The 22,849-nt window shown below is 48.2% G+C and carries 25 protein-coding genes (1 of these 25 only partly in view); 18 read left to right on the top strand and 7 right to left on the bottom strand.

The window, feature by feature from the left end; all coding sequences use genetic code 11:
• Positions 1–16 precede the first annotated feature (16 nt).
• From apaG to D0C16_RS11690, 7 genes are all read left to right on the top strand, one after another.
• Positions 17–385, top strand: coding sequence for a Co2+/Mg2+ efflux protein ApaG (gene apaG, locus D0C16_RS11720; RefSeq protein ID WP_151032548.1), 369 nt, complete (start codon positions 17–19; stop codon positions 383–385).
• A gap of 24 nt (positions 386–409) precedes the next feature.
• The gene (locus tag D0C16_RS11715; RefSeq protein WP_151032547.1) at positions 410–1,222 is read left to right on the top strand and encodes a symmetrical bis(5'-nucleosyl)-tetraphosphatase; all 813 of its coding nucleotides are present in this window, start codon (positions 410–412) and stop codon (positions 1,220–1,222) included.
• Positions 1,223–1,370: 148 nt separating this feature from the next.
• Positions 1,371–2,228, top strand: coding sequence for a putative porin (locus D0C16_RS11710; protein ID WP_151032546.1), 858 nt, complete (start codon positions 1,371–1,373; stop codon positions 2,226–2,228).
• 620 nt (positions 2,229–2,848) lie between these two features.
• Positions 2,849–3,952: a cytochrome c oxidase subunit II gene (gene coxB / locus D0C16_RS11705; protein WP_370458220.1), complete on the top strand. Its 1,104-nt coding sequence runs from the start codon at positions 2,849–2,851 to the stop codon at positions 3,950–3,952.
• Positions 3,953–4,029: 77 nt separating this feature from the next.
• Positions 4,030–5,571, top strand: a complete 1,542-nt coding sequence (ctaD, locus tag D0C16_RS11700) for a cytochrome c oxidase subunit I (RefSeq protein ID WP_225319039.1) — start codon at positions 4,030–4,032, stop codon at positions 5,569–5,571.
• A gap of 30 nt (positions 5,572–5,601) precedes the next feature.
• Entirely contained in the window at positions 5,602–6,141 is a 540-nt protein-coding gene (locus tag D0C16_RS11695; RefSeq protein WP_151032544.1) for a cytochrome c oxidase assembly protein, read from the top strand.
• Between the two features lie 39 nt (positions 6,142–6,180).
• Positions 6,181–7,047, top strand: coding sequence for a cytochrome c oxidase subunit 3 (locus tag D0C16_RS11690; RefSeq protein WP_151032543.1), 867 nt, complete (start codon positions 6,181–6,183; stop codon positions 7,045–7,047).
• Between the two features lie 125 nt (positions 7,048–7,172).
• On the opposite strand, the gene D0C16_RS11685 is transcribed toward D0C16_RS11690, so the two are convergent.
• Positions 7,173–7,382, bottom strand: a complete 210-nt coding sequence (locus tag D0C16_RS11685) for a DUF2909 domain-containing protein (RefSeq protein WP_151032542.1) — start codon at positions 7,380–7,382, stop codon at positions 7,173–7,175.
• Between the two features lie 23 nt (positions 7,383–7,405).
• Between D0C16_RS11685 and D0C16_RS24450 the strand changes: the two genes are divergently transcribed.
• The 6 genes from D0C16_RS24450 (at position 7,406) to D0C16_RS11650 (ending at position 12,809) form a co-directional block, all read left to right on the top strand.
• Positions 7,406–8,848: an SURF1 family protein gene (locus D0C16_RS24450; protein WP_225318997.1), complete on the top strand. Its 1,443-nt coding sequence runs from the start codon at positions 7,406–7,408 to the stop codon at positions 8,846–8,848.
• Positions 8,845–9,909 (top strand): heme A synthase, encoded by a 1,065-nt coding sequence (locus D0C16_RS11670; protein WP_151032541.1) that lies wholly within the window; start codon positions 8,845–8,847, stop codon positions 9,907–9,909. Before D0C16_RS24450 ends, D0C16_RS11670 begins: the two co-directional genes overlap by 4 nt.
• A gap of 57 nt (positions 9,910–9,966) precedes the next feature.
• Positions 9,967–10,899: a heme o synthase gene (cyoE, locus tag D0C16_RS11665; protein ID WP_151032540.1), complete on the top strand. Its 933-nt coding sequence runs from the start codon at positions 9,967–9,969 to the stop codon at positions 10,897–10,899.
• Complete coding sequence (locus D0C16_RS11660; RefSeq protein WP_151032539.1) at positions 10,865–11,311, top strand: copper chaperone PCu(A)C; 447 nt, start codon at positions 10,865–10,867, stop codon at positions 11,309–11,311. Before cyoE ends, D0C16_RS11660 begins: the two co-directional genes overlap by 35 nt.
• A complete protein-coding gene (locus D0C16_RS11655; RefSeq protein ID WP_151032538.1) occupies positions 11,301–11,984 on the top strand; it encodes an SCO family protein in 684 nt (227 codons plus the stop codon). The genes D0C16_RS11660 and D0C16_RS11655 overlap by 11 nt, the downstream gene beginning before the upstream one ends.
• Before the next feature lie 225 nt (positions 11,985–12,209).
• Positions 12,210–12,809, top strand: coding sequence for a Yip1 family protein (locus D0C16_RS11650; RefSeq protein ID WP_151032537.1), 600 nt, complete (start codon positions 12,210–12,212; stop codon positions 12,807–12,809).
• 79 nt (positions 12,810–12,888) lie between these two features.
• On the opposite strand, the gene hemL is transcribed toward D0C16_RS11650, so the two are convergent.
• From hemL to D0C16_RS11630, 4 genes are all read right to left on the bottom strand, one after another.
• Positions 12,889–14,169: a glutamate-1-semialdehyde 2,1-aminomutase gene (gene hemL / locus D0C16_RS11645; protein ID WP_151032536.1), complete on the bottom strand. Its 1,281-nt coding sequence runs from the start codon at positions 14,167–14,169 to the stop codon at positions 12,889–12,891.
• A 12-nt stretch (positions 14,170–14,181) separates the two neighbouring features.
• Positions 14,182–14,793, bottom strand: a complete 612-nt coding sequence (gene thiE, locus D0C16_RS11640; RefSeq protein WP_151032535.1) for a thiamine phosphate synthase — start codon at positions 14,791–14,793, stop codon at positions 14,182–14,184.
• 8 nt (positions 14,794–14,801) lie between these two features.
• Positions 14,802–15,227, bottom strand: a complete 426-nt coding sequence (locus D0C16_RS11635; RefSeq protein ID WP_151032534.1) for a CopD family protein — start codon at positions 15,225–15,227, stop codon at positions 14,802–14,804.
• A gap of 148 nt (positions 15,228–15,375) precedes the next feature.
• The gene (locus D0C16_RS11630) at positions 15,376–17,127 is read right to left on the bottom strand and encodes a chloride channel protein (protein WP_151032533.1); all 1,752 of its coding nucleotides are present in this window, start codon (positions 17,125–17,127) and stop codon (positions 15,376–15,378) included.
• Between the two features lie 216 nt (positions 17,128–17,343).
• Between D0C16_RS11630 and argC the strand changes: the two genes are divergently transcribed.
• From argC to erpA, 4 genes are all read left to right on the top strand, one after another.
• Complete coding sequence (gene argC / locus D0C16_RS11625) at positions 17,344–18,390, top strand: N-acetyl-gamma-glutamyl-phosphate reductase (RefSeq protein ID WP_151032532.1); 1,047 nt, start codon at positions 17,344–17,346, stop codon at positions 18,388–18,390.
• Between the two features lie 68 nt (positions 18,391–18,458).
• Complete coding sequence (locus D0C16_RS11620) at positions 18,459–19,211, top strand: DUF6776 family protein (protein WP_151032531.1); 753 nt, start codon at positions 18,459–18,461, stop codon at positions 19,209–19,211.
• Between the two features lie 22 nt (positions 19,212–19,233).
• Positions 19,234–19,614 (top strand): polymer-forming cytoskeletal protein, encoded by a 381-nt coding sequence (locus D0C16_RS11615; protein WP_151032530.1) that lies wholly within the window; start codon positions 19,234–19,236, stop codon positions 19,612–19,614.
• A gap of 75 nt (positions 19,615–19,689) precedes the next feature.
• Positions 19,690–20,043 carry an iron-sulfur cluster insertion protein ErpA gene (gene erpA, locus D0C16_RS11610; RefSeq protein WP_151032529.1) on the top strand — a complete coding sequence of 118 codons (354 nt, stop codon included), beginning with the start codon at positions 19,690–19,692 and terminating at the stop codon, positions 20,041–20,043.
• A 7-nt stretch (positions 20,044–20,050) separates the two neighbouring features.
• Here erpA and D0C16_RS11605 read toward each other — a convergent pair whose 3' ends face one another.
• Both D0C16_RS11605 and D0C16_RS11600 read right to left on the bottom strand, forming a co-directional pair.
• Positions 20,051–21,172, bottom strand: coding sequence for an anhydro-N-acetylmuramic acid kinase (locus D0C16_RS11605; RefSeq protein WP_151032528.1), 1,122 nt, complete (start codon positions 21,170–21,172; stop codon positions 20,051–20,053).
• Positions 21,173–21,182: 10 nt separating this feature from the next.
• On the bottom strand, positions 21,183–22,595 hold the full coding sequence (locus tag D0C16_RS11600; RefSeq protein WP_191968695.1) for a peptidoglycan DD-metalloendopeptidase family protein: 1,413 nt from the start codon (positions 22,593–22,595) through the stop codon (positions 21,183–21,185).
• A 199-nt stretch (positions 22,596–22,794) separates the two neighbouring features.
• On the opposite strand from D0C16_RS11600, the gene tyrS reads away from it, so the two are divergent.
• A protein-coding gene (gene tyrS / locus D0C16_RS11595; protein WP_151032527.1) for a tyrosine--tRNA ligase crosses the window boundary here: on the top strand, positions 22,795–22,849 show its beginning. It continues 1,253 nt past the right edge of the window; the window shows 55 of its 1,308 coding nt (coding positions 1–55); it begins with the start codon at positions 22,795–22,797; its stop codon lies off the right edge, out of view.

The following is a 22,849-nucleotide window of genomic DNA, read 5'->3' as shown; positions in this document are numbered from 1 at the left end:
TTTCAGGTAGTGAAAAATGTCAGCAATATCTGTCAATGTAAAAACCCAATACATTGCAACCCAATCGGTTCCCGCAGAACACAAATACGTGTATGCCTACACGATCACCATCGCCAACCAAGGCGAGGCGCCAGCGCAATTGATCAGTCGCCACTGGCGCATTACCGATGCCAATGACAAATTGCAGGAAGTGCAGGGCATGGGTGTGGTTGGCGAACAGCCGCATTTGCAACCGGGCGAAAGTTATACCTACACCAGTGGTGTTATCCTGGAGACCGAAACCGGGTTAATGGAAGGCACTTACCATATGCGCACCGATGAGGGCGCGATGTTTGATGCACCCATTCCCACTTTTGCCTTGGTGCCGCCTTACGCGGTGCATTAATTTTTAACGGGTACACAAAATAATATGGCTACTTACGCAATTGGTGATATTCAGGGCTGTCTTGAGCCGCTGCAATGCCTATTAAAAAAAATTGCGTTTGACCCCGCTAAAGATAAGCTCTGGCTTGCGGGTGATTTAATTAATCGCGGCCCCGATACCCTTGCCACCCTGCGTTTTTTATACAATTTGCGCGATTCAATTACCATAGTGCTCGGCAATCACGATTTGCATTTTATCGCGGTCTATTACGGTCTGCGCAAAAAAGGCAAAAGCGACACCCTCGACCAATTGCTGATTGCGCCGGATCGTTTGGATCTGGTGTATTGGCTGCGTCAACAAAAACTGGTTCACCATGACGCGGCTTTGGGATACGCCATGGTTCATGCCGGCATTCCACCACAATGGGATTTGCAAGAAGCATTAGTGCGCGCGCGCGAAGTGGAAACCGTTTTGAAAAGCGAGCAACCAGAAAATTTTCTCGCCGGTATGTATGGAAACTCTCCAAACCTGTGGAGCGAGTCGCTAGTCGGTGTTGATCGCTTGCGCGTCATTACCAATTATTTTACCCGCATGCGTTTTTGCAATGCGCAGGGTGTGCTGGAATTGCAAACCAAAGAAAGTGCTGATGCTGCTCCTGAAGGATTTGCTCCCTGGTTTTCCTTTGCGCAACGCAAAACACGCGACGAAAAAATAATATTTGGTCACTGGGCAGCGCTGGAAGGGAAGGTGAATTTGCCTAATTTGTACGCATTGGACACCGGTTGCGTGTGGGGTGGTTCGCTTACCGCCATGCGTTTGGAAGACGGTGTCCGTTTTTCTTGCAACTGCCTTGCTTAATCGCATTCAATACAGTTTGGCGTTAAAAATAGCGCTGATTTCGCCAAACTGTAACAAAATGTTTCATTCAGTTTAAATTCAATTTTCTATCACTAGTATGAACTCGTGCATCAACAACGATGCGAGTGTTTATATCAGAGGATAGATTATGAAATCAAAAATGCTCCCCACTATTATTGCCAGCCTTTCGTTCGCCGCTGTTCCCGTTGCATTTGGCGCAACTTATCAAATGGAATTGGCTGCGGCCTATGGTGAGGTTGACGTCGACAATTATTCAACCAGCCAAAATGATTATTCACTAAGTGGCACTTATTATTTTTCGTTGGTTGATACTAAAAATCGTCCGCTGGCTGAATCTGCATTTTTGCAAAAAGCCGGTAGTGTCAATGTAAGGGGAGATTATAGTCGCTACGAAAGTAGTTATTCCTCATTGGACTACACAAGCGAGGCTCGGGTTTATGGGCGAGAACTAGGTGCAGATATTTATATTCCAAATAGTGTTTTTTATCTGGGTGGCGGCGTTAGGGAGTTTAAGGCGAGGTCCGAATGGAACTATGGTGAAAATAAGGGTAGCTCTTCGGAGGACTGGGATTCTCGATGGTATGTCAAAGCGGGTGTAACACCTGTTGATGGCATGCTGGTTTGGTCGGAGTTTTATGAGGATGTGGATGTCTCTGATTACTGGAATATTAATGCAAAATATGTGATGCCAATTGGTGCGGAAGGGCATTGGCTGAATTTGGAAGCTCGCTACGAAGCAACGGAAGATGATGGGGACGATTCACAAAGTTTTTCTATGGCCGGTGATTATTATCTGGATAGTCATTTAAGCCTGGGTGGTGGTGTTACTCACTACACCTATGATGGTGACTATTCTAACGATAATGAAAATGAATACTTTGTGCGTGCGAATCAATATTTTACCGATAATCTCGCAGTTAATCTGAAGTACGCCGATGGTGATTACGAAAGTAGCTGGACTTTAGGGGCAACGCTGAGATTCTAAAATGCTTTGTTAGTAAAGCCCGGTCTATGATCGGGTTTTTTAATTTATATTTTACTATTGGAATATCTCTTTAATCCAACTTGCGTTTTACAAAGCGCGGTTTATAGTTAAAACGTTAAATAAACGCGAGCTGTAGTTTTGTATATATCTTGCGGGCTTATCCAGATTTATTTATTGAATGAAAAGTAATTTACGTGACCCTGGTTGTGTTTATGTAGTAGGGTTTTTATTTACGTAGTTGGAATTTAGGTGGCCGGTAATTCTTGTAAGAGTCTGGTGCGTCCTGTGTTCTGGCGTTCTCTTCTGTAGCCAGTTGGCTGTTCTGTTGTCAGGTAGCGCCTTGGCCCTCTGTAGATGGGCAGTTAGTTTCACCTGATTTCCGTTGCCGGGAATAGTCCCGGAATCTGACCGTTTTAAAGCATTGAGCTTTGTTAAAGCGGTGGCTAATGAATAGTAGTTATGAGCAATGGTTTATTCCCGTTGTGAGACTGGAAGGTATTTGCTCATCTGTTCGTTGCGATTTCCATCGGCACTACGCTTGAAAAAGGAGTCGTGCAGTGAAACAGAATAATAATTGCAATCGGGTTGTTAATTCCCGGGTATTAATTGCATTGCTGTCTATGATTGTGGCCAATATGACCGCTGCTGGTGATACGGCTCACTCTGCTTACAATATGACGCGCGGCGTAACCGAAATAAGCCATGAGGTGTACAACCTGCACATGGTGATTTTTTATATTTGTTGCGTGATAGGGTTGGTGGTATTTGGTTTGATGTTCTGGGCGATTGTCCATCACCGAAAATCCAAAGGTGCGGAGCCGGCGCAATTCCACGGCAGTTTAAAAATAGAAATTCTCTGGACTGCAATTCCTGTAATTATTTTGGTGGTGATGGCCATTCCCGCCAGCAAAACCTTGATCGCGATGGAAGATGCATCCAAAGCGGATATGACTGTGTTGGTAACTGGTTCGCAATGGAAGTGGCATTACAAATATCTGGAATACCCCATCGAATTTTATTCGCTGCTCGCCACTCCGCGCGAGCAAATTGAAAACAATGCGACCAAAGATGAATTGTATCTGCGCGATGTTGATAAGCCTCTAGTTCTGCCCACCGGTAAAAAAATTCGTTTTTTAGTCACTGCTGATGACGTGATCCACTCCTGGTGGGTGCCAGCGTTTGCGATTAAAAAAGATGCCAACCCAGGTTTTATTAACGAGACATGGGCAAAAATAGATAACCCCGGAATTTATCGTGGTCAATGTGCAGAACTCTGCGGAAAGGATCACGGCTTTATGCCGATAGTAGTCGATGTAAAAACACCGGAAGCATTTGAGACCTGGGTGAGTGAACAGATTGCCGCGCAAGAAAAGGCCAAAGCCGAAGAGGCAGCACGTGGCTTGATGAGTAAAGCAGAATTGCTCGCCCAAGGGCAAAAAGTCTATGAGACGCGCTGTGCTGTATGTCATCAACCCGGTGGTGAAGGTTTGCCCGGCGCCTTCCCGGCATTAAAAGGCAGCGCCATGGTGACGAAAGATAAGCCGGCGCATATCCACACCGTGTTATTTGGAAAACCCGGCACCGCCATGCAGGCTTTTGGCAAGCAACTTACGGCAGCCGAATTAGCGGCGGTCATTACTTATGAGCGCAATGCCTGGGGCAACGATACAGGCGATCTGGTACAGATTGCCGACATTAATGCAGCCTTGAGTGCGGGAGAATAATAATGAGTCAGGAACATTCCCCAAGTATTGGTGAGCACGAAAGCCATCATGCGCACGATGAAAAGCCCGCAGGTATTATGCGCTGGCTCTACACCACTAACCATAAAGATATTGGCACCTTGTATTTGTTGTTTTCGCTGCTGATGTTATTTATCGGCGGCAGCATGGCCATGGTGATTCGCGCGGAATTATTCCAGCCGGGTTTGCAATTTGTCGATCCACACTTCTTTAACCAGATGACCACCGTGCATGGTTTGATTATGGTGTTCGGTGCAATTATGCCGGCCTTTGTTGGTTTGGCAAATTGGATGGTACCGCTGATGGTGGGCGCGCCAGACATGGCGCTGCCGCGCATGAATAACTGGAGCTTCTGGTTGTTGCCCTGCGCCTTTACGATCTTATTGTCCACGTTATTTATGGAGGGTGGTGGTCCTGCGTCGGGATGGACTTTTTATGCTCCGCTTTCAACAACATACTCCAACGATAGCACCGCATTTTTTGTCTTTGCGGTACATATGATGGGAATTTCCTCGATCATGGGGGCGATGAATATTATCGTCACCATTTTTAATTTGCGCGCACCGGGGATGACCTGGATGCGTTTGCCGCTGTTTGTATGGACCTGGCTAATTACGGCATTTTTATTAATTGCCGTTATGCCGGTGTTGGCGGGTGTAGTGACAATGGTGTTAACCGACAAATATTTTGGCACCAGTTTTTTTAATGCTGCCGGGGGCGGTGACCCGGTCATGTTCCAACATATTTTCTGGTTCTTTGGTCACCCTGAAGTTTACATCATGATTTTGCCCGCCTTCGGAATTGTCTCCAGCATTATTCCGTGTTTTGCACGCAAACCTCTGTTTGGCTATGAGTCCATGGTGATCGCTACCGCGAGCATTGCATTTCTTTCGTTTATTGTGTGGGCCCACCACATGTTTACTACCGGCATGCCCGTGGCTGCTGAGTTGTTTTTTATGTATACCACCATGCTGATTGCGGTTCCCACCGGGGTAAAAGTTTTTAATTGGGTAGCCACCATGTGGCGCGGCGCCATGACTTTTGAAACACCGATGATGTTTGCGATTGCCTTTATTGTGTTGTTTACCATTGGTGGTTTATCCGGTTTGATGTTGGCGATTACCCCCGCCGATTTCCAATACCAGGATACTTATTTTGTCGTAGCACATTTTCACTATGTGTTAGTCACCGGTGCCTTGTTTGGAATTATTGCGGGCGTGTATTTCTGGATTCCCAAATGGACCGGCGTGATGTACAACGAGCGCCTTGGTCAATTGCATTTCTGGTGCTCACTGGTTTCGGTCAACCTGTTGTTTTTCCCTATGCACTTTGTCGGTTTGGCGGGAATGCCGCGGCGTATTCCGGATTACGCACTGCAATTTGCCGATATGAATGCATTTATCAGTATCGGTGGATTTTTATTTGGCTTGTCGCAGTTGCTATTTGTCGCCATGGTGTTTCGCTGTATCAGGCGCAAGGGTGTTAAGGCCAGCACGCAAGTTTGGGAAGGCGCTTATGGGTTGGAATGGGAAATTCCATCGCCAGCACCTTATCACACGTTTCAATCTCCACCGGAAATAAAGACGGACGTTAAGCATTAGTGATTACCTGGTTGGTAAGGAGCTGGATCGATGACAAATCAAACCGTTTCGCATCAGCCGCTGTTGCGCAAACTCCTGTTGGTTTGCATTGCGATGTTTTTGTTCGGATTTGCGTTGGTGCCACTCTACGATGTGTTTTGCCGTTTGACCGGCTTAAATGGAAAAACCGCTGCGGTGGCAGCAGCGCCATCTATAAGGGTTGATAAAAGTCGTGTGATCAAAGTGGAATTCATTGCTAATCGCGATGACTCTATTCCCTGGAATTTTGCACCGGAAATAAATTCAATCGAACTGAATCCCGGTGCAGTAAAAGTTATTTATTTTAATGTGAAAAATTTATCGGCCCAGGCCATGGTTGGCCGCGCAGTGCCGTCGGTATCGCCGGGAGCTGCAGCGCGCTATTTTAAAAAAATTGAATGTTTTTGCTTTTCTGAGCAACCGCTGGACGCCCATGGCGAAAAATCCATGCCGGTGCAGTTTTATATAGATCCGCAATTACCTGCGGAATATTCCACGATTACCTTGTCCTATCGTTTGTATAAAAGTCAGGGGCAAACGGCGAGCCGTTAGCTTCAGTGTGTTAATCCAGTGTGCGAATGGAGGTATCCCATGAGTACCAGTTACCAACACTATTATGTTCCGCATCACAGTCATTGGCCGATTGTCGGCGCGATTGCGTTATTTTTAATGGCCAATGGCGCTGCCCACTGGGTGAACGACAATCTCTGGGGCGTGCTTGCACTTATTGCTGGCTTTGGTTTGTTGTTGATTATGTTATTTGGCTGGTTTGGTAATGTGATTGAAGAATCTATGGATGGCCTATACAGCAGGCAAATGGACCAATCCTTTCGCCAGGGAATGAGCTGGTTTATTTTTTCGGAAGTCATGTTTTTTGCTGCGTTTTTTGGTGCGCTTTTTTATGCGCGTATTATCTCTGTGCCTTGGCTGGATGGCGCTGGCAATAATGCTATGACGGCCGAAATCCTCTGGCCCAATTTTGACGCTATGTGGCCGCTAATTAAAACCCCCGCTGGCGCGGAAACTCAAGCAATGCCGTGGGATGGAATTCCGCTTATTAATACCGTTATTTTGCTGGTCTCCTCCATTACCTTGCAATTTGCGCATATTGGCATAGAGCAAAAGAAACCGGCGCAGCTGGGTTTCTTTTTGATGTTGACCATTATTCTTGGCGCCTGCTTTTTAGCACTGCAAGGCCATGAATATTTTCACGCCTATGAAGAGTTGGGGTTGCGTTTGGACTCTGGGGTGTACGGCAATACCTTTTTCTTACTTACCGGTTTTCACGGGTTGCACGTCACCCTGGGGGCGATCTTCCTGACAGTGATCTTTTTGCGCATTGCAGTAAAAGGTCACTTTACCCCTGAGCGCCATTTCGGTTTTCAAGCAGCCGCCTGGTATTGGCATTTTGTGGATGTGGTTTGGTTAAACCTGTTTGTCTTTGTGTATGTGTTGTAGCGATTGCACATTAGTGCAATCGCTTTTGAGGGTATTGGTCATTGTTTTTCAGTTAACAGTTTTTAAATTAACAGTTTTTAAGTAAAAATTTTATAAGTTAAATGTTTTTATTTCGGTGTTTTTAGTTAATAAGGTCGTGGGTTGGGGGTAATAACCCCGGTGGCAAGGAGAACCAGTATTGCCAGAACAACCAGTGCTGAAAAAATCAGCCGGCGACCTAGAAATTTGGACATCTTTGGCGCTGCGTCGTCATTTTTCATCATGACATAAAGCGCTTGGAACAAACTGATAATCACGAGCATTAACAGCGCAATCAGAATAATTTTAGTGAGCATAATCGGCTCCACGGATGTGTGACATGACCATTATAGTCTTTAAACGCAACTGGGTAGTCCATTGGTATTGGGCAGTTATTAATGTGTTGGTCGTTGCGATTTTATTGGCTCTGGCTTCCTGGCAATGGCAGCGGGCAGCGCAAAAGCAGCAGAGTCTGGATCAACTCGCACAATGGCAAACGCAACCCGCAACCACATTGGGCGGCTTGATGACACACGCGCAAGAGGGAACTAATTTACTTGCGCAGGATGGAGCATTAGTCGCGTTTACTGGGCATTGGATTTCTCCCTATGTTTGGTTGCTGGATAACCAGTTGCTGAGCGGACGGCCCGGTTACGATGTGGTTATTCCTGTGCAGGAACTTTCCGCATCACCGCCAGCAATTGTGTTGGTTAATTTGGGTTGGGTCTCCGCGCCCCTGTCCCGCACAGAATTGCCTGAAGTAAATATTTCCGATGAAATAAATGTGCAAGGTGTCTATCGCGCGCGTTCCGATACCTTGTTGCTTGGAAAAAATCTGGAAGACCAGGGGCGTTGGCCCATGCGTATACAGAAAATAGATAACCAACTGCTAGCGAGCTACTTGCCTGCAGGATTATTGCCGGGACTCATCTATCAGCAACAATCATCGCCCTTTGTTGTGCATTATCGCCCTGTGGTCCTACCTCCTGAGCGGCACAAAGCTTACGCCTTGCAATGGTTGTTGCTTGCTGTTGCTGCGCTGCTGGTGGGCTTGGCTTGCGCTCATGAAACCGCCTATCAGTGTGAAACGGTGAGCAATTCAAAATCAATCACAGCGGAAAATTCGGCTAAAGAAATGCGAGAACAACCATCGAAAAAAATTCTGCCCTTGAAGACCCTTTATCTAAAACCGCCTTTTCTAAAAATAAGGTATCAACGAGGAGCCATTAGCATGAACGCGCGGAATTTCTTTTTATTATTTTCCCTGTGCGCACTGGTACCTTTTGCTGCTGCAAAATTAAGTTTGTCCATGGGCTGGTTTACAGGCGAAGCAACCAATAAAGGCCGGTGGCTGACGCAGGAGGTGAAGCTAATTCCTGCACTCGCACAGGGCGATTTGCATTGGACTGTGGCTTATGTGAGCGCGCAATCTTGTGCTCAAGAATGCGAACGCGCGCTGACACTTTTGCAACAGCTCTACACCGGGCTTGGCCGCAAACAGCTAGGCGTGCAAGCCATGTTGGTTGCCGGCAATACAACAGATGTTACGAGCCTGAAGTCGAAATTCTCCGCGCTAAAAATGGTGCAGACCTCTGAAGGATTAAACTCTACAGCAGCAATGAATTCTACGCTGGAGCTATTGAATAACCAGTTTGTCATTATTAACCAGCATGGAATTGTACTCTTGCGCTATCCCTTGACTGATTCCATAGCCACCCAAGTGGCCGCCGATGTGCGCAGTGATCTATTGCGGTTGTTTAATTACGATCGGAGCCGTCTATGAATTCGTCGTTGATTGTATTTCGACGTTTGGTAAATAGTGCGATGTTGTTAGCGCTAATAGTGATTGGCTTGGGCGTTTACACTCGCTTAACCGATGCGGGGCTTGGTTGTCCGGATTGGCCTGGCTGTTATGGGAAACTGACCGCCCCTTTGCACGAGGAGCATATCGCTAAAATTCAACAAAAATTTCCTAACGCTGTAGTTGAGCCGCACAAGGCGCACAATGAAATGTTGCATCGCTATATTGCCGGCTTGCTCGGGTTGTTGGTGCTGTCGATATTTTTGCTCAGCCTGGTGATTAAACGCTGGCGTAAATTTGGGGTGCTGTTGCTGGCATTAATTATTATGCAAGCGCTGTTGGGAATGTGGACAGTGACTTTGAATTTGATTCCGCTGGTAGTGATGGCACATTTGCTGGGTGGATTTTTTTTGCTCGGTTTGCTGGCGCTGTTACGGCTGGATATTTTCAATGCGCAATATTCCCTTGCCACCGAACCTGAGTTAAGACGCTTTTTGCCCCTTGCCTATATAGCCGCGACGTTTTTGTTAATGCAGATCGCCCTGGGGGGCTGGACGTCGGCAAATTACGCAGCACTGGTGTGTACACAATTGCCAGTTTGTGATGCGGGATGGCAAACGCGTTTTTCACTGGAATCCATTTTTCATTTACCGCTGGGGCACGAGACCTATGAGTATGGTGTGTTGTCTTATGACGCACGTATGAGTATTCATGTGGCTCATCGCGTTGGTGCAATGATGACTACACTTATAGTTGCGCTGCTATTGATGTGTAGCTGGCGCAACGCGAAAACGGCAGGTATGCGGCGACTGGTATTGACGATTGGCCTGTTGCTAGTTACCCAAATTGGCCTAGGTATCGCCAATATTTATTGGCAGCTACCACTGGCAAATGCGGTGGCGCACAATCTGGTCGCTGCTAATTTGTTGATGTTAACGCTGGTATTTATTCGGCAATTGCACTTGCGCACGCGTACGGGTGCATTAACCGAAAATTCGATAACCAAAGTGGCTATGGGTGCGAGTCAATCAGTTGTTAATTAGTCAGTTACCAATCAAACAGTTGTTAATCAATAGTTATTGATGCGGCTGGGAGGTGTTATGGCCAGTATAAAATTATTATTGCCACACAATGTGCGCAGGGAATTTTTATTGCTGTGTCGTGACTACTATCAGCTGACGAAACCCAAAGTCGTTGCATTATTAGTGCTTACCGCTTGGGTGGGAATGATGCTCGCAACACCGTCCATACCTGATCTTATCAAAATAGTGTTTGCGTGCATCGGTATTGGTTTGGTATCGGCCGCTGCGGCGGCATTCAATCAGGTGTTGGATCAAAAAATTGATGCGCAAATGGCCCGCACCCACATGCGTCCCTTACCAAAAGGCCGTCTGTCTACTACGCAAGCGGTAACCTTTGCGTGCGCTCTGGCAATTCTTGGTTTTGCCATTTTATCGCTCGGTATTAATTGGCTTACTGCCTGGCTCACTTTGTCGGGTTTATTTGGTTATGCCGTCGTTTATACATTGCTGTTAAAACGTGCAACACCACAAAATATTGTTATAGGCGGTATTGCAGGCGCCTTGCCACCTGTATTGGGGTGGAGCGCAATGACAGGGCAGGTAGGTGGTGAAGCACTGCTGCTAATGATGATGGTGTTCACCTGGACTCCCCCGCATTTTTGGGCGCTGGCTATTCATCGCGTAAACGATTATGCGCGCGCGGGTATTCCCATGTTGCCCGTCACCCACGGCATCGAATTTACCAAAACGCTGATTTTGCTCTACACCTTGTTGTTGGCGGTAGTCTGTTTGTTGCCGTATCTGATTGGCATGAGTGGGTTAATTTATTTGTTGGGTGCATTGGTGATGAGTGCAAAATTTATCGCCCACGCCTGGCAATTAAAATTCCATGCTGACGCTGAGTCGGCGATGAAAACATTTCGTTTTTCAATTGTGCACTTGATGGCGTTATTTTTAATTCTCTTGGTGGATCACTATGTCTACTGGAACCTTCAAATGCTGGTGCGCTAGCATTTTTGGGATTTTTGCTCTGTTGTACTGCGCATCCGTGTTTGCTGAGTTGCGCATAGAAAATGCCTGGGTCAAGTTGGCACCGCCGGGCGCGCGCGCCAATGCGGCCTATGTGCAGTTATACAACAGCAGTGATGCGCCGGTTGTAATTCAGTCCCTGAGTGCAACCTGTTGTGCTGAATTAATGTTGCATCGCACTCGCTATGTAAATGATAAGGCGATTATGGAGCATCTCGACCAATTGATTGTTCCCGCGAATGGAAAAATAACCCTAGCGCCGGGCGGCATGCACATTATGTTGCTAGGCGCACGTAAGCCTTTGCAACAGGGCGAGCAGATTGAGCTGGAGTTGCATTTTGCTTCAGGCCAGCAACAAACCATCCACTTGCCGGTAAAAGCCGATGACGATTAACGCAGCGCGCACGGGCTGGGTATTCTTTGCTTTATTGTGTCTGTTGCTGGGCGCATTAAGTGCAAAACAGTTATTTGCGGCCCTGGTAAATAAGCCGCTGGTACTGGAACGCCTGCAGTTATTACCTGAACCTAAACCCTTGCCTTCAGTATTGCTGCGTACTGCTACGGGAGATGCGTTTGCGCGCGAAAAATTTCAGCAGAAATGGAGTCTGGTTTTTTTTGGCTTTACGTCTTGCCCGGATTTTTGCCCGATGGAATTACAAAAGCTCGGTAAAATATTGAAGCTTGCCAGACAAGAAGGAAAGCCGCTGCAGGTGGTTTTTGTCAGTGTGGATCCCGAACGCGATTCGGCAGCGCGCCTTGCAGAATATGTTGCCTTTTTTCATCCGCAAATTATCGGTCTGCGCGGTGATAATCCCGCTATCGCCAATTTTGCACGCTTCTTTGGTGCGGCGTATGACCGTTCAGCGCTGGTCAACAATAAGGTGCTTAGCATCCCGGCGGGTGCGGCCATGCCAGCGTTAGCGGGTGATCATTATCAGGTGAACCACTCCACGCGAGTATTTGTGATAGATCCGCAGGGGCAGTACGTCGGATCTGTGTCCATGGCTTCCGAGGCTATCGGTGATTCGACAGAGTCACTATGGTCGGATTTAAACAAAGTGTTTTAGCGTTGTAGGTTATCGCGCCACCATTTTTGAATTTGAATCGTTCTAATGGTGTGCATGAACATCATGCGCGCGCGCCCTATACTCATACACAGAGTGCTATTCATTGTTTTAAATGCGCGGTTATTGCAGGTGCTTTTAAAAATAACGACGGTGTTGCCTGTCAGGCGTCGGTATTGACTTGCAGGGCACACAGTTTTCTTTAATAGGTGTAGCTGGAGGCAGGATATGATTTCCCATGTTGCCGGACTCTTTACTCATCCTCACCAGGAATGGGAGGAAATTCGCGATACCCAGGAAAGTGTTTCCCATCTTTATTTTGCCCACGTACTTTTACTCGCACTTATTCCACCTGTTTCCATGTTCATTGGAACCACTAAAGTGGGGTGGACAATCGGCAAGGGCGACCCGGTGATGCTCACTGAATCCAGTGCAGCGATTATGAGTGTGCTTATGTATTTGGCTATGCTTGCCGGTATAGCCTTCATTGGCGGATTTATTAATTGGATGGCGCGCACTTATGATTCGGCACCAGGGCTTGCGCGCTGTATTGTATTTGCGGCTTATACCGCTACACCGTTATTTGTAGCTGGGCTTTGTGCGCTCTACCCCAATGTTATTCTTACTATGTTGGTGGGCATAGCCGCGATTTTTTATACCGTGTATTTGCTGTATATGGGCATCCCGATTTTTATGAAAATTCCGGAGGATGAAGGCTTTATTTATTCAAGCTCAATTTTGACCATAGGTTTGGTGATGTTCGTATCCGTTATGGCGATTACGGTGTTGATTTGGAGTTTTGGTTTTGGGCCGGCCTATACATCCTAAAGACTTCGAAGTATGAATTAAAAAACGGGCATGGAGTTTCATGCCCGTTTTTTATTTTGGATGTAAATACTTCGTGTAATTACAAACTGGAAAATACCGCTTTAGCAGCGCTCAGTGTATCTGCAATATCCTGGTCCGTATGTGCGGCCGACATAAATCCTGCTTCGTAGGATGCCGGCGCTAAATAGACACCGCGCTCCAGCATACCGTGGAAAAATTTATTGAAGCGCGGAATATCGCAGGCCATAACTTGTTTGAAGTTAGTGACTTTTTTCTCGCTGGTAAAGAAGAAGCCAAACATGCTACCTACGTGGTTGGTGGTAAATGGAATGCCCACTTCGTCGGCCAGCTTTTGCAGACCTTCAACGAGTTGTGTGGTGCGATTGCTGAGGTTTTTATAAAAGTCTGGTTGCTCCAATAATTCCAGCGTTTTTAATCCTGCTGCCATAGCGACAGGGTTTCCCGACAAGGTGCCTGCCTGATACACAGGGCCGGAAGGGGCAATCATTTGCATGATGTCGCGCCGACCACCAAATGCACCAACCGGCATGCCACCGCCAATCACTTTGCCAAGGGTAGTGATGTCAGCCTTGATGTTGTAATAACCCTGTGCACCTGTGTGGCTGACGCGAAAGCCGGTCATGACTTCATCCAGAATTAATACACTGCCATATTGGTCGCAGACTTCACGCAGGCATTCCAAAAAGCCCGGCACTGGTGGAACACAATTCATATTACCGACAACAGGTTCAACAATAATGCAGGCGATTTGCTCGCCGAGTTTGGCAAAGCACTCGCGCACCTGTTCGGCGTCGTTGTAATCAAGGGTGATAGTGTGATCGGCCAATACCGCCGGTACTCCGGGCGAGCTTGGCACACCAAGCGTTAATGCCCCGGAGCCCGCTTTGATCAGGAGTGAATCCGAGTGGCCGTGATAGCACCCTTCGAATTTAATAATTTTGTCGCGCTTGGTGAAGGCGCGCGCTAAGCGAATAGCGCTCATGGTGGCTTCGGTACCAGAGCTGACAAAGCGCACCATATCCATACCGGGCATAAGGGCGCAGAGTTTTTCAGCAAGCGTAGTTTCGCGTTCGGTGGGTGCGCCAAAACTCAAACCGTGTTTGGCTGCTTCGATAACGGCGTTAATTACTTCCGGGTGCGCATGCCCCAGTACCATGGGACCCCAACTTTGTACGTAGTCGATATAACGTTTTTTATCGGCATCCCAAGCGTAAGCGCCCAAGGCCTTTTCAAAAAATATCGGCGTACCACCCACGGCTTTAAATGCGCGCACTGGTGAGTTAACTCCGCCGGGAATATGTTTTTGAGCTTGTAAAAATAATTCTTCTGAACGACTCATAATTAATCCTGATTATTTGTAAGCGATAAATTTTTTTGCGACTTGTTTAATGTCGTCTGCCGAAAATAGTTCGTGACATACTGCAATTTTGTCCGCACCCGCATCCAATAATATGTTGGCATTAGCCAAGGTGATTCCGCCAATTACCACTATGGGAATAGTGGGGAATTTTGCTTTCGCGTCGCTGATTAGGGTGAACTTTGCCGGGCGCGCGTTGGGTTTGGTCTGCGAAGGGAAAAAGCGCCCGAAGGCAATATAATTGGCACCGTCAGCGACCGCTTGTTGCGCCAGTTCCAGCGAGTCGTGGCAGGTTACGCCAATAATAGCTTTATCGCCGAGCAATTGGCGTGCGGCTTGTGGGCTGCCATCTTCTTGGCCCAGATGTACACCATGCGCGTTTACCGCGCGCGCCAGTTGCACATCATCATTCACAATAAGTGCGGCCTGATAATGATTGCAGAGCGCAACTAACTGTTGCGCTTCTGTTGCGCGCTTTTCTGAATCGCTTGATTTGTCGCGATATTGAATCCACTTGCAGCCACCTTGCAGTGCACTTTCCACAGCGGCAAATAATGTGTTGCCGGGCAACAGTTGTGAATCGGTAATCGCGTAGAGAATGCTCATGATGCGCTCTATTGAAAAGGTTTAACGACAACCAAAATCACAATGCCGAATAACAAAAATACCGGTAGTTCGTTAAACACGCGAAAAAATTTATGGCTTTTGGTGCAGTGATCGTCGCGCAATTGTTTCCAATAAACCACACAGGCGTGATGGTAAGCAGCCATCAACGATACAAGGGCAATTTTGCACCAATACCAGATTTGGGTTGAATAATAATCCCAGCCTAGCCAGCTCATCCACGCGCCGAATATAAACACCGCGATCATTGATGGATTGGCGATACCGCGCAGCAGTTTGCGCTCCATGATTTTAAAACGTTCGCGACTGATTTCATCTTCACTCATGACGTGATACACAAACAGGCGTGGCAAGTAAAAGAGTGCTGCCATCCAGGTGATGACAAAAATAATGTGGAGGGCTTTTATCCAGAGCATTTATTAAATCCAATTAGTAACTGTGGAGTTGCCGCATGAAGGGACTCATATTTCAAGACTGTCGGAGACAAGGATGTCGACGACAAGCCTCCAGGGATGGATTCACGGCGTGTCTTGAAATATGAGCCCCTTCATGCGGCAACGATCTCTAAATTCGGTAGTAATTATCAATTTTTTCGCGGCTGATAATACCCAGCGGCTGATGAGTATTATCGGTAGATTCTACCCAGAGCGCATCTACCTGTTGGCGATTCATCAACTCCAACGCTTCATACAAATTGGCATCGGCGGGAATGCGGGCTAAATCATACCGTCGCGCGGGAATTTCCAGCAGGTTTATTTCGCTAATTTGTTCAGCGCCAGTAACAGACAATTGTTGTAAATAGTTGGCCAGATCAGCCGGTTGTAATAGTTGTTGGTTATCGCGCAGTAATATCCAATGCGGGCGATGGCTTAATAATTGTTCCGCGGCGCTGGGGATAATTGAAGTAGGCGTTTCTGCCAGATGGCGATCTATCAACCCGCGCACGCCGGTGCGGCTAAGTAACTGCTCCATCGCTTCCGCACGGTGAAATTTCCCCTGAATGCGCAATACATGCTGAAACAGCCCATCGCAGCGGAACACCCAGCGGGTGCACAGGCAGGCGGCTATCACCACCAGCATGCTGGGGAAAATGATATTCGGGTTATAGGTGAGTTCCAGAATCGCCATCATGGCGGCGAGCGGGGCGTTCAATGTAGCGCCCATCATGGCACCCATGCCGAGGATCACGTAAAAGCCAATGGCGCTGGCGGAATCGGGCATCATCATCTGCGCCAGGTTGCCCACCGCACCGCCAACGCAGGCGCCGATAAACAATAATGGACCTACTACGCCGCCCGGCATGCCTACGCCGAGACTAATGGAAGTGGCAAACAGCTTGGTGACAGCAATCGCCAGCAGCAACCAAAAACCTATCTCGCCTGCCAACGCACGGCTAATGGTGTCGTAACCTACGCCCATAATCTGGGGAATCCATAGCGCACAACAACCGGTAAATAATCCAGCCAATGCGAAACGCAGGGCAATAGGGCGATTCAATGCCCAGCGGCAGGCACCGCCGTGGATACGTATATAGGCTGCTGCAAATACCGCTACCGCCAAACCAACCATTCCCATCAGGGGCAATTCGCGCAAGTCGCCCATAACCGATTGCGCGTTCATAAAGGCTATTTCCTGGCCGAAGGTGAGTCGAGTCATAGTTGCGCCGGCGACTGCTGCGAGAGTTACCGGGATAAAACCGACAATGGTGTACTCCATCAACACCACTTCCATAGCGAAGATCACGCCCGCCATCGGCGTGTTAAAGCAGGCCGCAATGGCTGCGGCAACACCACATCCCGCTAATGGCTTTAAGGCGTTGGCGGGCAGTTTCAGCCACTGCCCCAATAAACTTCCGGTGCCTGCACCCAGGTGAACTGCCGGTCCTTCGCGCCCCACGGATTGCCCGCTTAGCAAGCAGGTGGCGCCGCCAAAAAACTGGTTGGCGAAGTTGCCCGGTGGCATACGCCCCTGATGGTTTTGCAGGCGATCCATCACATGACCAATGCTGGTGGCGTGATGGCGTTTGTCTACACACTGAAGGATAAGCCCCAGAATCACTGCCCCGGTAATGGGGAGTGCAAAGTGAACAAGGCTACTAACTGCTTCGAAGTTCTCAAAGCTGTCAGGCAGGAAATGGCCCAGCGGAATTTCTACTGCCCAGCGAAACAATACAATGATCGCGCCGGCAATAATACCAGTGAGCAAGCCGAGCAGGGTTAAATGGGGTAGTGAGTCGTCACGGGCCAGTTTATCGCGCAGGGATTCTGCCTGGCGGTTGAGGAATTTTTGTGGTCTTGTACTGGCGGGGTCAGACACGGAGCTTTCCTGTTATTAAATCGCTTTGAATTAAATCAGCTGTTATTAAAGCGGAGCGGGCGGCAGCTTTTGCTTTCGATTTGCCGGCAAGCCTCTTATGATAGCCGTCTTTTCTTTGTCGCCAGCGGCGACAGGTGCCAGCATAACAACTGGCGAATCCTGTGTCCCGGCATTGTAAGACCACATTGTAACGACTAGTTGATCTGGAGGTTTGAGGTGATTAAAGCAGCCATCGTTGGCGGAACAGGTTATACCGGCGTGGAGTTACTGCGCCTGTTGGCCAAGCATCCACAGGTAGAAGTGACTGTTATTACCTCGCGCGCCGAAGCCGGCGTAAAAGTAGCGGACATGTATCCGAGCCTGCGCGGCCATATCGACCTGGCTTTTACCGAGCCGGATGTAGCAGTATTGGGTGAGTGTGATGTGGTTTTTTTCGCTACTCCGCACGGTGTTGCACAAAACATGATGGGCGCCCTGATGAATACCAAGGCGCGTATCGTCGATTTGTCCGCTGACTTCCGTATCCGCGACGTTCCCCTGTGGGAAAAATGGTACAACCAAACCCACGGTGCACCTGATTTGGTGGCACAGGCTGTTTATGGCTTACCGGAAGTTAATCGTGACAAGATTCGCACCGCCAAACTGGTGGCCTGCCCCGGTTGTTACCCTACCGCAACTCAATTGGGTTATTTGCCATTGATTGAAAACAATCTGGTCGATCCAACCCGTTTGATCTCCAATGCGGCCAGTGGTGCCAGCGGCGCTGGTCGTCAGGCCAAGATCGATAACTTGCTGATGGAAATCAGCGATAGTTTTAAAGCATACGGCGTTGCTGGTCATCGCCACTTGCCAGAAATTGAACAGGGCCTGCGCGACGTTCAGCCAGTTGGCGCTGCGCCAGTGTCCCTGACCTTCGTGCCACACTTACTGCCCATTATTCGCGGTATTCACGCCACCCTTTACGCAACAGCACTGGATGTGAGCAAGTTGCCGGATTTGCAAAAACTCTACGAGCAGCGCTATGCCAATGAGCCTTTTGTGGATGTATTGCCGGCGGGTGAATTGCCGCAAACGAGAAGTGTGAAAGGTTCCAATGTGTGCCGTATCTCGGTGCTGCGCCCACAACAACGCGATACTGTCGTTGTGCTCTCGGTAATCGATAATCTCACCAAGGGCGCATCAGGTCAGGCGATCCAGAACATGAACATTATGTTTGGTTTTGATGAGCGCGCCGGCCTGGATGTAGTGGCGTTGATGCCCTAATTCTATGGTTTTACGCGGGGCGGCTTATTGCCCCGCTAATAATAACAACACGAACACGATAATTTTTTATGGCCAAAGTTAAAGGCTCTCCTATTTATAGTTATAAAGTAGTTCCTCATCGCCCGCTAAAAACAGCGTTTTTGGTGCTGCTGTTGTTGCTGTTGGTCCTTACCGCTTTGGCTGCGACCTATCACTACGCACAACTTCAGGCTAGTAACAATCGATTAAGCATCGAGGAAGCCCAGGCATTGCGGTTTCAACTGGAAAAAGTAACTCAGGAGGCCGAGGAGTCACGACGCGAGCTGACTCGTTTGCAAGTAGGTGCTGAGGTTGATCGTCAAGCGGGCGAGGAGATGCGCAAGCGCGTGCTTGAGTTACGTGAAGAAAAAGCGGCTCTTCAGCGCGACATTGATGTGTTTCGCATCATGACGTCAGATAAAAATAAAAATCCAAAGGGCATCAGTTTCGGTGTTTTTGCCGTTTCTGCCTTGCCAGATAACAAGCATCAACTAAAACTGGTAGTACAAAAACTCGCGGAGGGCGATGACGACTTTACCGGGCAGTTGAAGTTTATGGTGGTTGGGCAGAGGGAAGGGCAAGAGACCAAAATCTCCCTGCATGAATTGGTTGTTTCCAAAGTCGGTGCCGAACCTCTGGCAGAAAGCATTCCCCTTAATTTCAAGTTCTTTCAAAACATCGAAACGGAAATCGTGTTACCTGAGGGCTTCGTGCCTTCGCGCGTTGAGCTGGTGGTCAAGTCCGATGCCAGACGCAGCCCGGTAACAGTGGAAGGGCAGCTTGAATGGCCTGAAATCAAATAGCAGCTTTGCTAAGGAGCAATGAATGGCGTTTTCCAACAATCACACCCTTATTTCTCGTGCGACCCGTGTTAATGGCGACCTGCATTTCACCGGAGAGCTTCAAATTGAAGGTAAGGTTACCGGTAATATCTTCGCAGATGATGAGAAGGATGCGAAACTGGTTATCGCGGATACAGGTTTGGTGGAAGGCGAAATACGCGCACCGGTAGTTATCGTTAACGGAAAAGTGGTTGGCAATATACACTCCAGTAAACACTTGGAGCTGGCCGCGAAAGGCAATGTAACAGGCACCGTTCACTACAATTCCATTGAAATGGTCAAAGGTGCCCAGCTCAATGGTTCTATGGTGAATAATCAGGCTCAACAAGCAAACCCAGGCTCGGCGACGGTTGCAACGGCTTAATAGTTGACTGTTTTACTCAGGTAAAGGGATAATAATCGTTCTCGCGTGGCGAGGTGGTTGTTATCCGGAGTTTTTATGTCTACCGCTGAAATCTATATTCCCGAAGTTGTTTCTGTCACAGAGAGCGCTATAGCCAAAGTGCGGAGTTTGATTGAGGAAGAGGATAATCCAGACCTCAAGTTGCGCGTCTATGTGACTGGTGGTGGCTGTTCAGGCTTCCAGTATGGCTTTACCTTTGATGAAGCTGTTGCAGATGATGATTCTATTGTCGAGCGCGATGGTGTAAAGGTGGTGGTGGATGCGATGAGTTATCCCTACCTGGTTGGGGCTCGCGTTGACTATGAAGAGGGCTTGCAGGGCTCCAAGTTTGTTATCCAAAATCCAAATGCATCCAGCACCTGTGGTTGTGGATCGTCGTTCAATATCTAGCTGATACTCAGCTAGCGTAATAAACCCCGCCAAGAATAACCTCGCGTTTAGCGCCGGTAACTGCACATAAGTTGCCGGGCTTATGGTTTATTGTCTGTTGTGCCAGCCAGGCGAATGCCATGGCTTCAATCCATTGGGGATCAATTCCCTGACTGGCAGTGGAGCTAACCAGGCAATTAGGTAGTAGCTTTGCCAGTCGCTCAAGTAATCGAGTGTTAAAGGCTCCCCCTCCGCAAACCAGAATTTCTTTTTCCGTTTGACATAGTAAATCAATACTTTCCGTAATCGATCTGGCGGTCAGCTCCAGCAGTGTAGCTTGTACATCCTGATTGGCTGGGGGGAAGGGGAGTTGTTGCAAATGCCGGTCGAGCCATTGGCGGTTGAAGTGTTCACGCCCGGTACTTTTAGGAAAGGGCTGCTTGAAGAAAGCATCTGACAGTAAGGACTCCAGTAATTCTTGATGGGCCGCTCCGGAGGCCGCCCAACCGCCCTGTTTATCGAAACTAACGCCGTGATGCTCGTTGATCCATGAATCCATTAGTACGTTACCGGGGCCCGTATCAAAACCACAGGCCTCTCCGCTCGCGGGTAGCCAGGTGATATTTGCCATTCCACCAATATTGACGATTACCTTATCCCGCGCTGATGAATGGAACAGTGCGCGATGAAATGCAGGTACCAGTGGCGCACCTTGGCCCCCAGCGGCCATATCTCGCCGCCGAAAATCGGCGACTGTGGTAATCCCGGTCAATTCAGCAATCACATTGGGATCGCCAATTTGCAAGGTAAAACAATTACTGGTGGTCCCGGGTGGTCGATGGCGGATGGTTTGGCCGTGGCTGCCGATGGCGGTTATTTGGTTCGTCGTTAGCTGAGCTTTTGCTAAAAGCTCAAGCGTGCACTGGGCGAAGTGTCGTCCAAGCTCTGTATCTAACTCACCCATACGATCAATTTCATTGTCCCCAGGAATGGATATGGAATGAATTCGAGTGCGCAGTCCGTTAGAGAAAGGAAGGTTGTGCGTGGTTATTAATTGGGGAAGGTTGGTTTGCATGTCGACCAGTGCTGCATCTATACCGTCAGCACTGGTGCCAGACATCAAACCTATGTAGAGCTGGCGGTTAGACATGACTAATTAGTTAATTGGACTTATTGCCGCTCTTGGCAACTGCTACACGACTAGTGGATTTGTAATCGTCCAATTTGGCAATCATTGTTCGGGTTGTTTCGTTAAAGCGAGCTAGTTCGGTTTTCTCTATGCCCATTGCTTTAGGAAGCGGTACGGTTACAGGGTTGCGCACCTGCCCGTTAACGTGGAATTCATAGTGTAAGTGCGGGCCAGAAGCCAAGCCGGTGGATCCAACGTACCCGATTACATCTCCCTGCGTGATGCGCGCTCCGGTTTTCATTCCCTTCGCAAAACCATTCATGTGTCCGTAAAGCGTCTCAATACCCTGACCATGCTGGATAACGATACAGTTACCGAACGCACCTTTGCGTCCTGCAAAGGCAACTTTGCCATTGCCTGTGGCGCGAATTGGTGTGCCGCGAACAGCGGCATAATCTGTACCTTTATGGGCGCGAATAATATGCAGTACGGGGTGTTTGCGAGCGAGATTGAAATGAGAGCTGATTTTGGCAAATTCGATGGGAGTGCGTAGAAACGCCTTGTGCATACCGCGTCCTTCCGGGGTGTAATAATTGCTTACGCCATCTTTGTCGGTATAACGAACTGCCTTGAAGGTTTTTCCGCTGTTGGTAAACTCGGCGGCCACGATCTTGCCCGTACCGATTTTTTTACCATTTAGAAATTGTTCTTCATACATGACCTTGAAGCTGTCACCTTTTTGGATATCCAGTGCAAAGTCGATATCCCAACCAAAAATATTGGCTAGTTCCATGGTCAGGTTGCTGGGCATGCCAGCACGTTTGCCAGCCATATAGAGGGAGCTATCAATGGTGGCGTAGCGGAATGCGTGCTTTACATCGGGTTTAAGGGCGGTTTCTTTGCTATCAAAGCCTTTTGCTGTGCGATTAAAGCTCAGGCTGTTCAGGTCATCAATTATGTAATTAAGGCCTTGAAGTTGGTCGTTTTCCACCAAAAAAGACATTTTTTGGCCGGGGCGAATGTTGCGTAAATCCTTGGCATCTTTGGCTTCGCTAAATAACTCGTAAATCGCACGATCATTAAGTCCGGCACGCTTAAAAATAATGGACAAATTGTCGCCATTTTGAACGGTAAATTCTTTCCAGGGCGATTCAGGCTCGATAACAACAGTGCGTTGTGGTTCGGGTACAGCGGCAACTTCTTGAATGATGGCTTCTACAGCGGGCACTGCAATTGGAGTTGCCTGGGTCTCGGTGCCTTGAAAATGCAGGCCAGGAATATTGCTGCTTTCGACTAGTTGATTGGATGAATCGGATCCTTCTTCCATAACCACTAACGCTGCTACACCCACAGATAGCGCAGCAACTGCCAGTAAATGGTTACTTGGCATGTACTTAAATAGGGTCGATCGTGCAGTATCGTAATAATTCTTTATTGGCGGCATAAGAATGTCGTCTTTCTTTATAGAGAAATGTGATCCAAGAAAGAGCATTTATAGCAGAAAAAAATGCCCTTAACACCCCAAAATTTCATCTCCCTGCAACAAGTCTTTGCTTTAGCCTTGAAATTGAAGCGAGATACGGTATCTTGGCCACCTTTTTGTCCCAAATCGAAACACAATTAACTGGCCTGGTTGGTGCGTTATGACTGCAATTGACACAAATTTTCTGCAAGAGTTGCAAGATCGTGGGCTTATTG

The organism is Cellvibrio sp. KY-GH-1 (assembly GCF_008806975.1).
Lineage (GTDB): Bacteria > Pseudomonadota > Gammaproteobacteria > Pseudomonadales > Cellvibrionaceae > Cellvibrio.
Note: the sequence above shows the minus strand (reverse complement) of the source record. Positions and strands in the feature narration are given on the sequence as shown.

What these genes read in the sequence shown, in the direction of transcription:
- D0C16_RS11650 (WP_151032537.1), top strand. Translation starts at nt 12,210, where the DNA reads ATGATTTCCCATGTTGCCGGACTCTTTACTCATCCTCACCAGGAATGG.
- D0C16_RS11710 (WP_151032546.1), top strand. Translation starts at nt 1,371, where the DNA reads ATGAAATCAAAAATGCTCCCCACTATTATTGCCAGCCTTTCGTTCGCC.
- cyoE (WP_151032540.1), top strand. Translation starts at nt 9,967, where the DNA reads ATGGCCAGTATAAAATTATTATTGCCACACAATGTGCGCAGGGAATTT.
- D0C16_RS11690 (WP_151032543.1), top strand. Translation starts at nt 6,181, where the DNA reads ATGAGTACCAGTTACCAACACTATTATGTTCCGCATCACAGTCATTGG.
- apaG (WP_151032548.1), top strand. Translation starts at nt 17, where the DNA reads ATGTCAGCAATATCTGTCAATGTAAAAACCCAATACATTGCAACCCAA.
- D0C16_RS11635 (WP_151032534.1), bottom strand. Translation starts at nt 15,227, where the DNA reads ATGCTCTGGATAAAAGCCCTCCACATTATTTTTGTCATCACCTGGATG.
- D0C16_RS11655 (WP_151032538.1), top strand. Translation starts at nt 11,301, where the DNA reads ATGACGATTAACGCAGCGCGCACGGGCTGGGTATTCTTTGCTTTATTG.
- D0C16_RS11605 (WP_151032528.1), bottom strand. Translation starts at nt 21,172, where the DNA reads ATGTCTAACCGCCAGCTCTACATAGGTTTGATGTCTGGCACCAGTGCT.
- D0C16_RS24450 (WP_225318997.1), top strand. Translation starts at nt 7,406, where the DNA reads ATGACCATTATAGTCTTTAAACGCAACTGGGTAGTCCATTGGTATTGG.
- D0C16_RS11620 (WP_151032531.1), top strand. Translation starts at nt 18,459, where the DNA reads ATGGCCAAAGTTAAAGGCTCTCCTATTTATAGTTATAAAGTAGTTCCT.
- thiE (WP_151032535.1), bottom strand. Translation starts at nt 14,793, where the DNA reads ATGAGCATTCTCTACGCGATTACCGATTCACAACTGTTGCCCGGCAAC.
- hemL (WP_151032536.1), bottom strand. Translation starts at nt 14,169, where the DNA reads ATGAGTCGTTCAGAAGAATTATTTTTACAAGCTCAAAAACATATTCCC.
- D0C16_RS11615 (WP_151032530.1), top strand. Translation starts at nt 19,234, where the DNA reads ATGGCGTTTTCCAACAATCACACCCTTATTTCTCGTGCGACCCGTGTT.
- D0C16_RS11600 (WP_191968695.1), bottom strand. Translation starts at nt 22,595, where the DNA reads ATGCCGCCAATAAAGAATTATTACGATACTGCACGATCGACCCTATTT.
- coxB (WP_370458220.1), top strand. Translation starts at nt 2,849, where the DNA reads ATGATTGTGGCCAATATGACCGCTGCTGGTGATACGGCTCACTCTGCT.
- D0C16_RS11715 (WP_151032547.1), top strand. Translation starts at nt 410, where the DNA reads ATGGCTACTTACGCAATTGGTGATATTCAGGGCTGTCTTGAGCCGCTG.
- erpA (WP_151032529.1), top strand. Translation starts at nt 19,690, where the DNA reads ATGTCTACCGCTGAAATCTATATTCCCGAAGTTGTTTCTGTCACAGAG.
- D0C16_RS11660 (WP_151032539.1), top strand. Translation starts at nt 10,865, where the DNA reads ATGTCTACTGGAACCTTCAAATGCTGGTGCGCTAGCATTTTTGGGATT.
- D0C16_RS11670 (WP_151032541.1), top strand. Translation starts at nt 8,845, where the DNA reads ATGAATTCGTCGTTGATTGTATTTCGACGTTTGGTAAATAGTGCGATG.
- D0C16_RS11695 (WP_151032544.1), top strand. Translation starts at nt 5,602, where the DNA reads ATGACAAATCAAACCGTTTCGCATCAGCCGCTGTTGCGCAAACTCCTG.
- D0C16_RS11685 (WP_151032542.1), bottom strand. Translation starts at nt 7,382, where the DNA reads ATGCTCACTAAAATTATTCTGATTGCGCTGTTAATGCTCGTGATTATC.
- ctaD (WP_225319039.1), top strand. Translation starts at nt 4,030, where the DNA reads ATGCGCTGGCTCTACACCACTAACCATAAAGATATTGGCACCTTGTAT.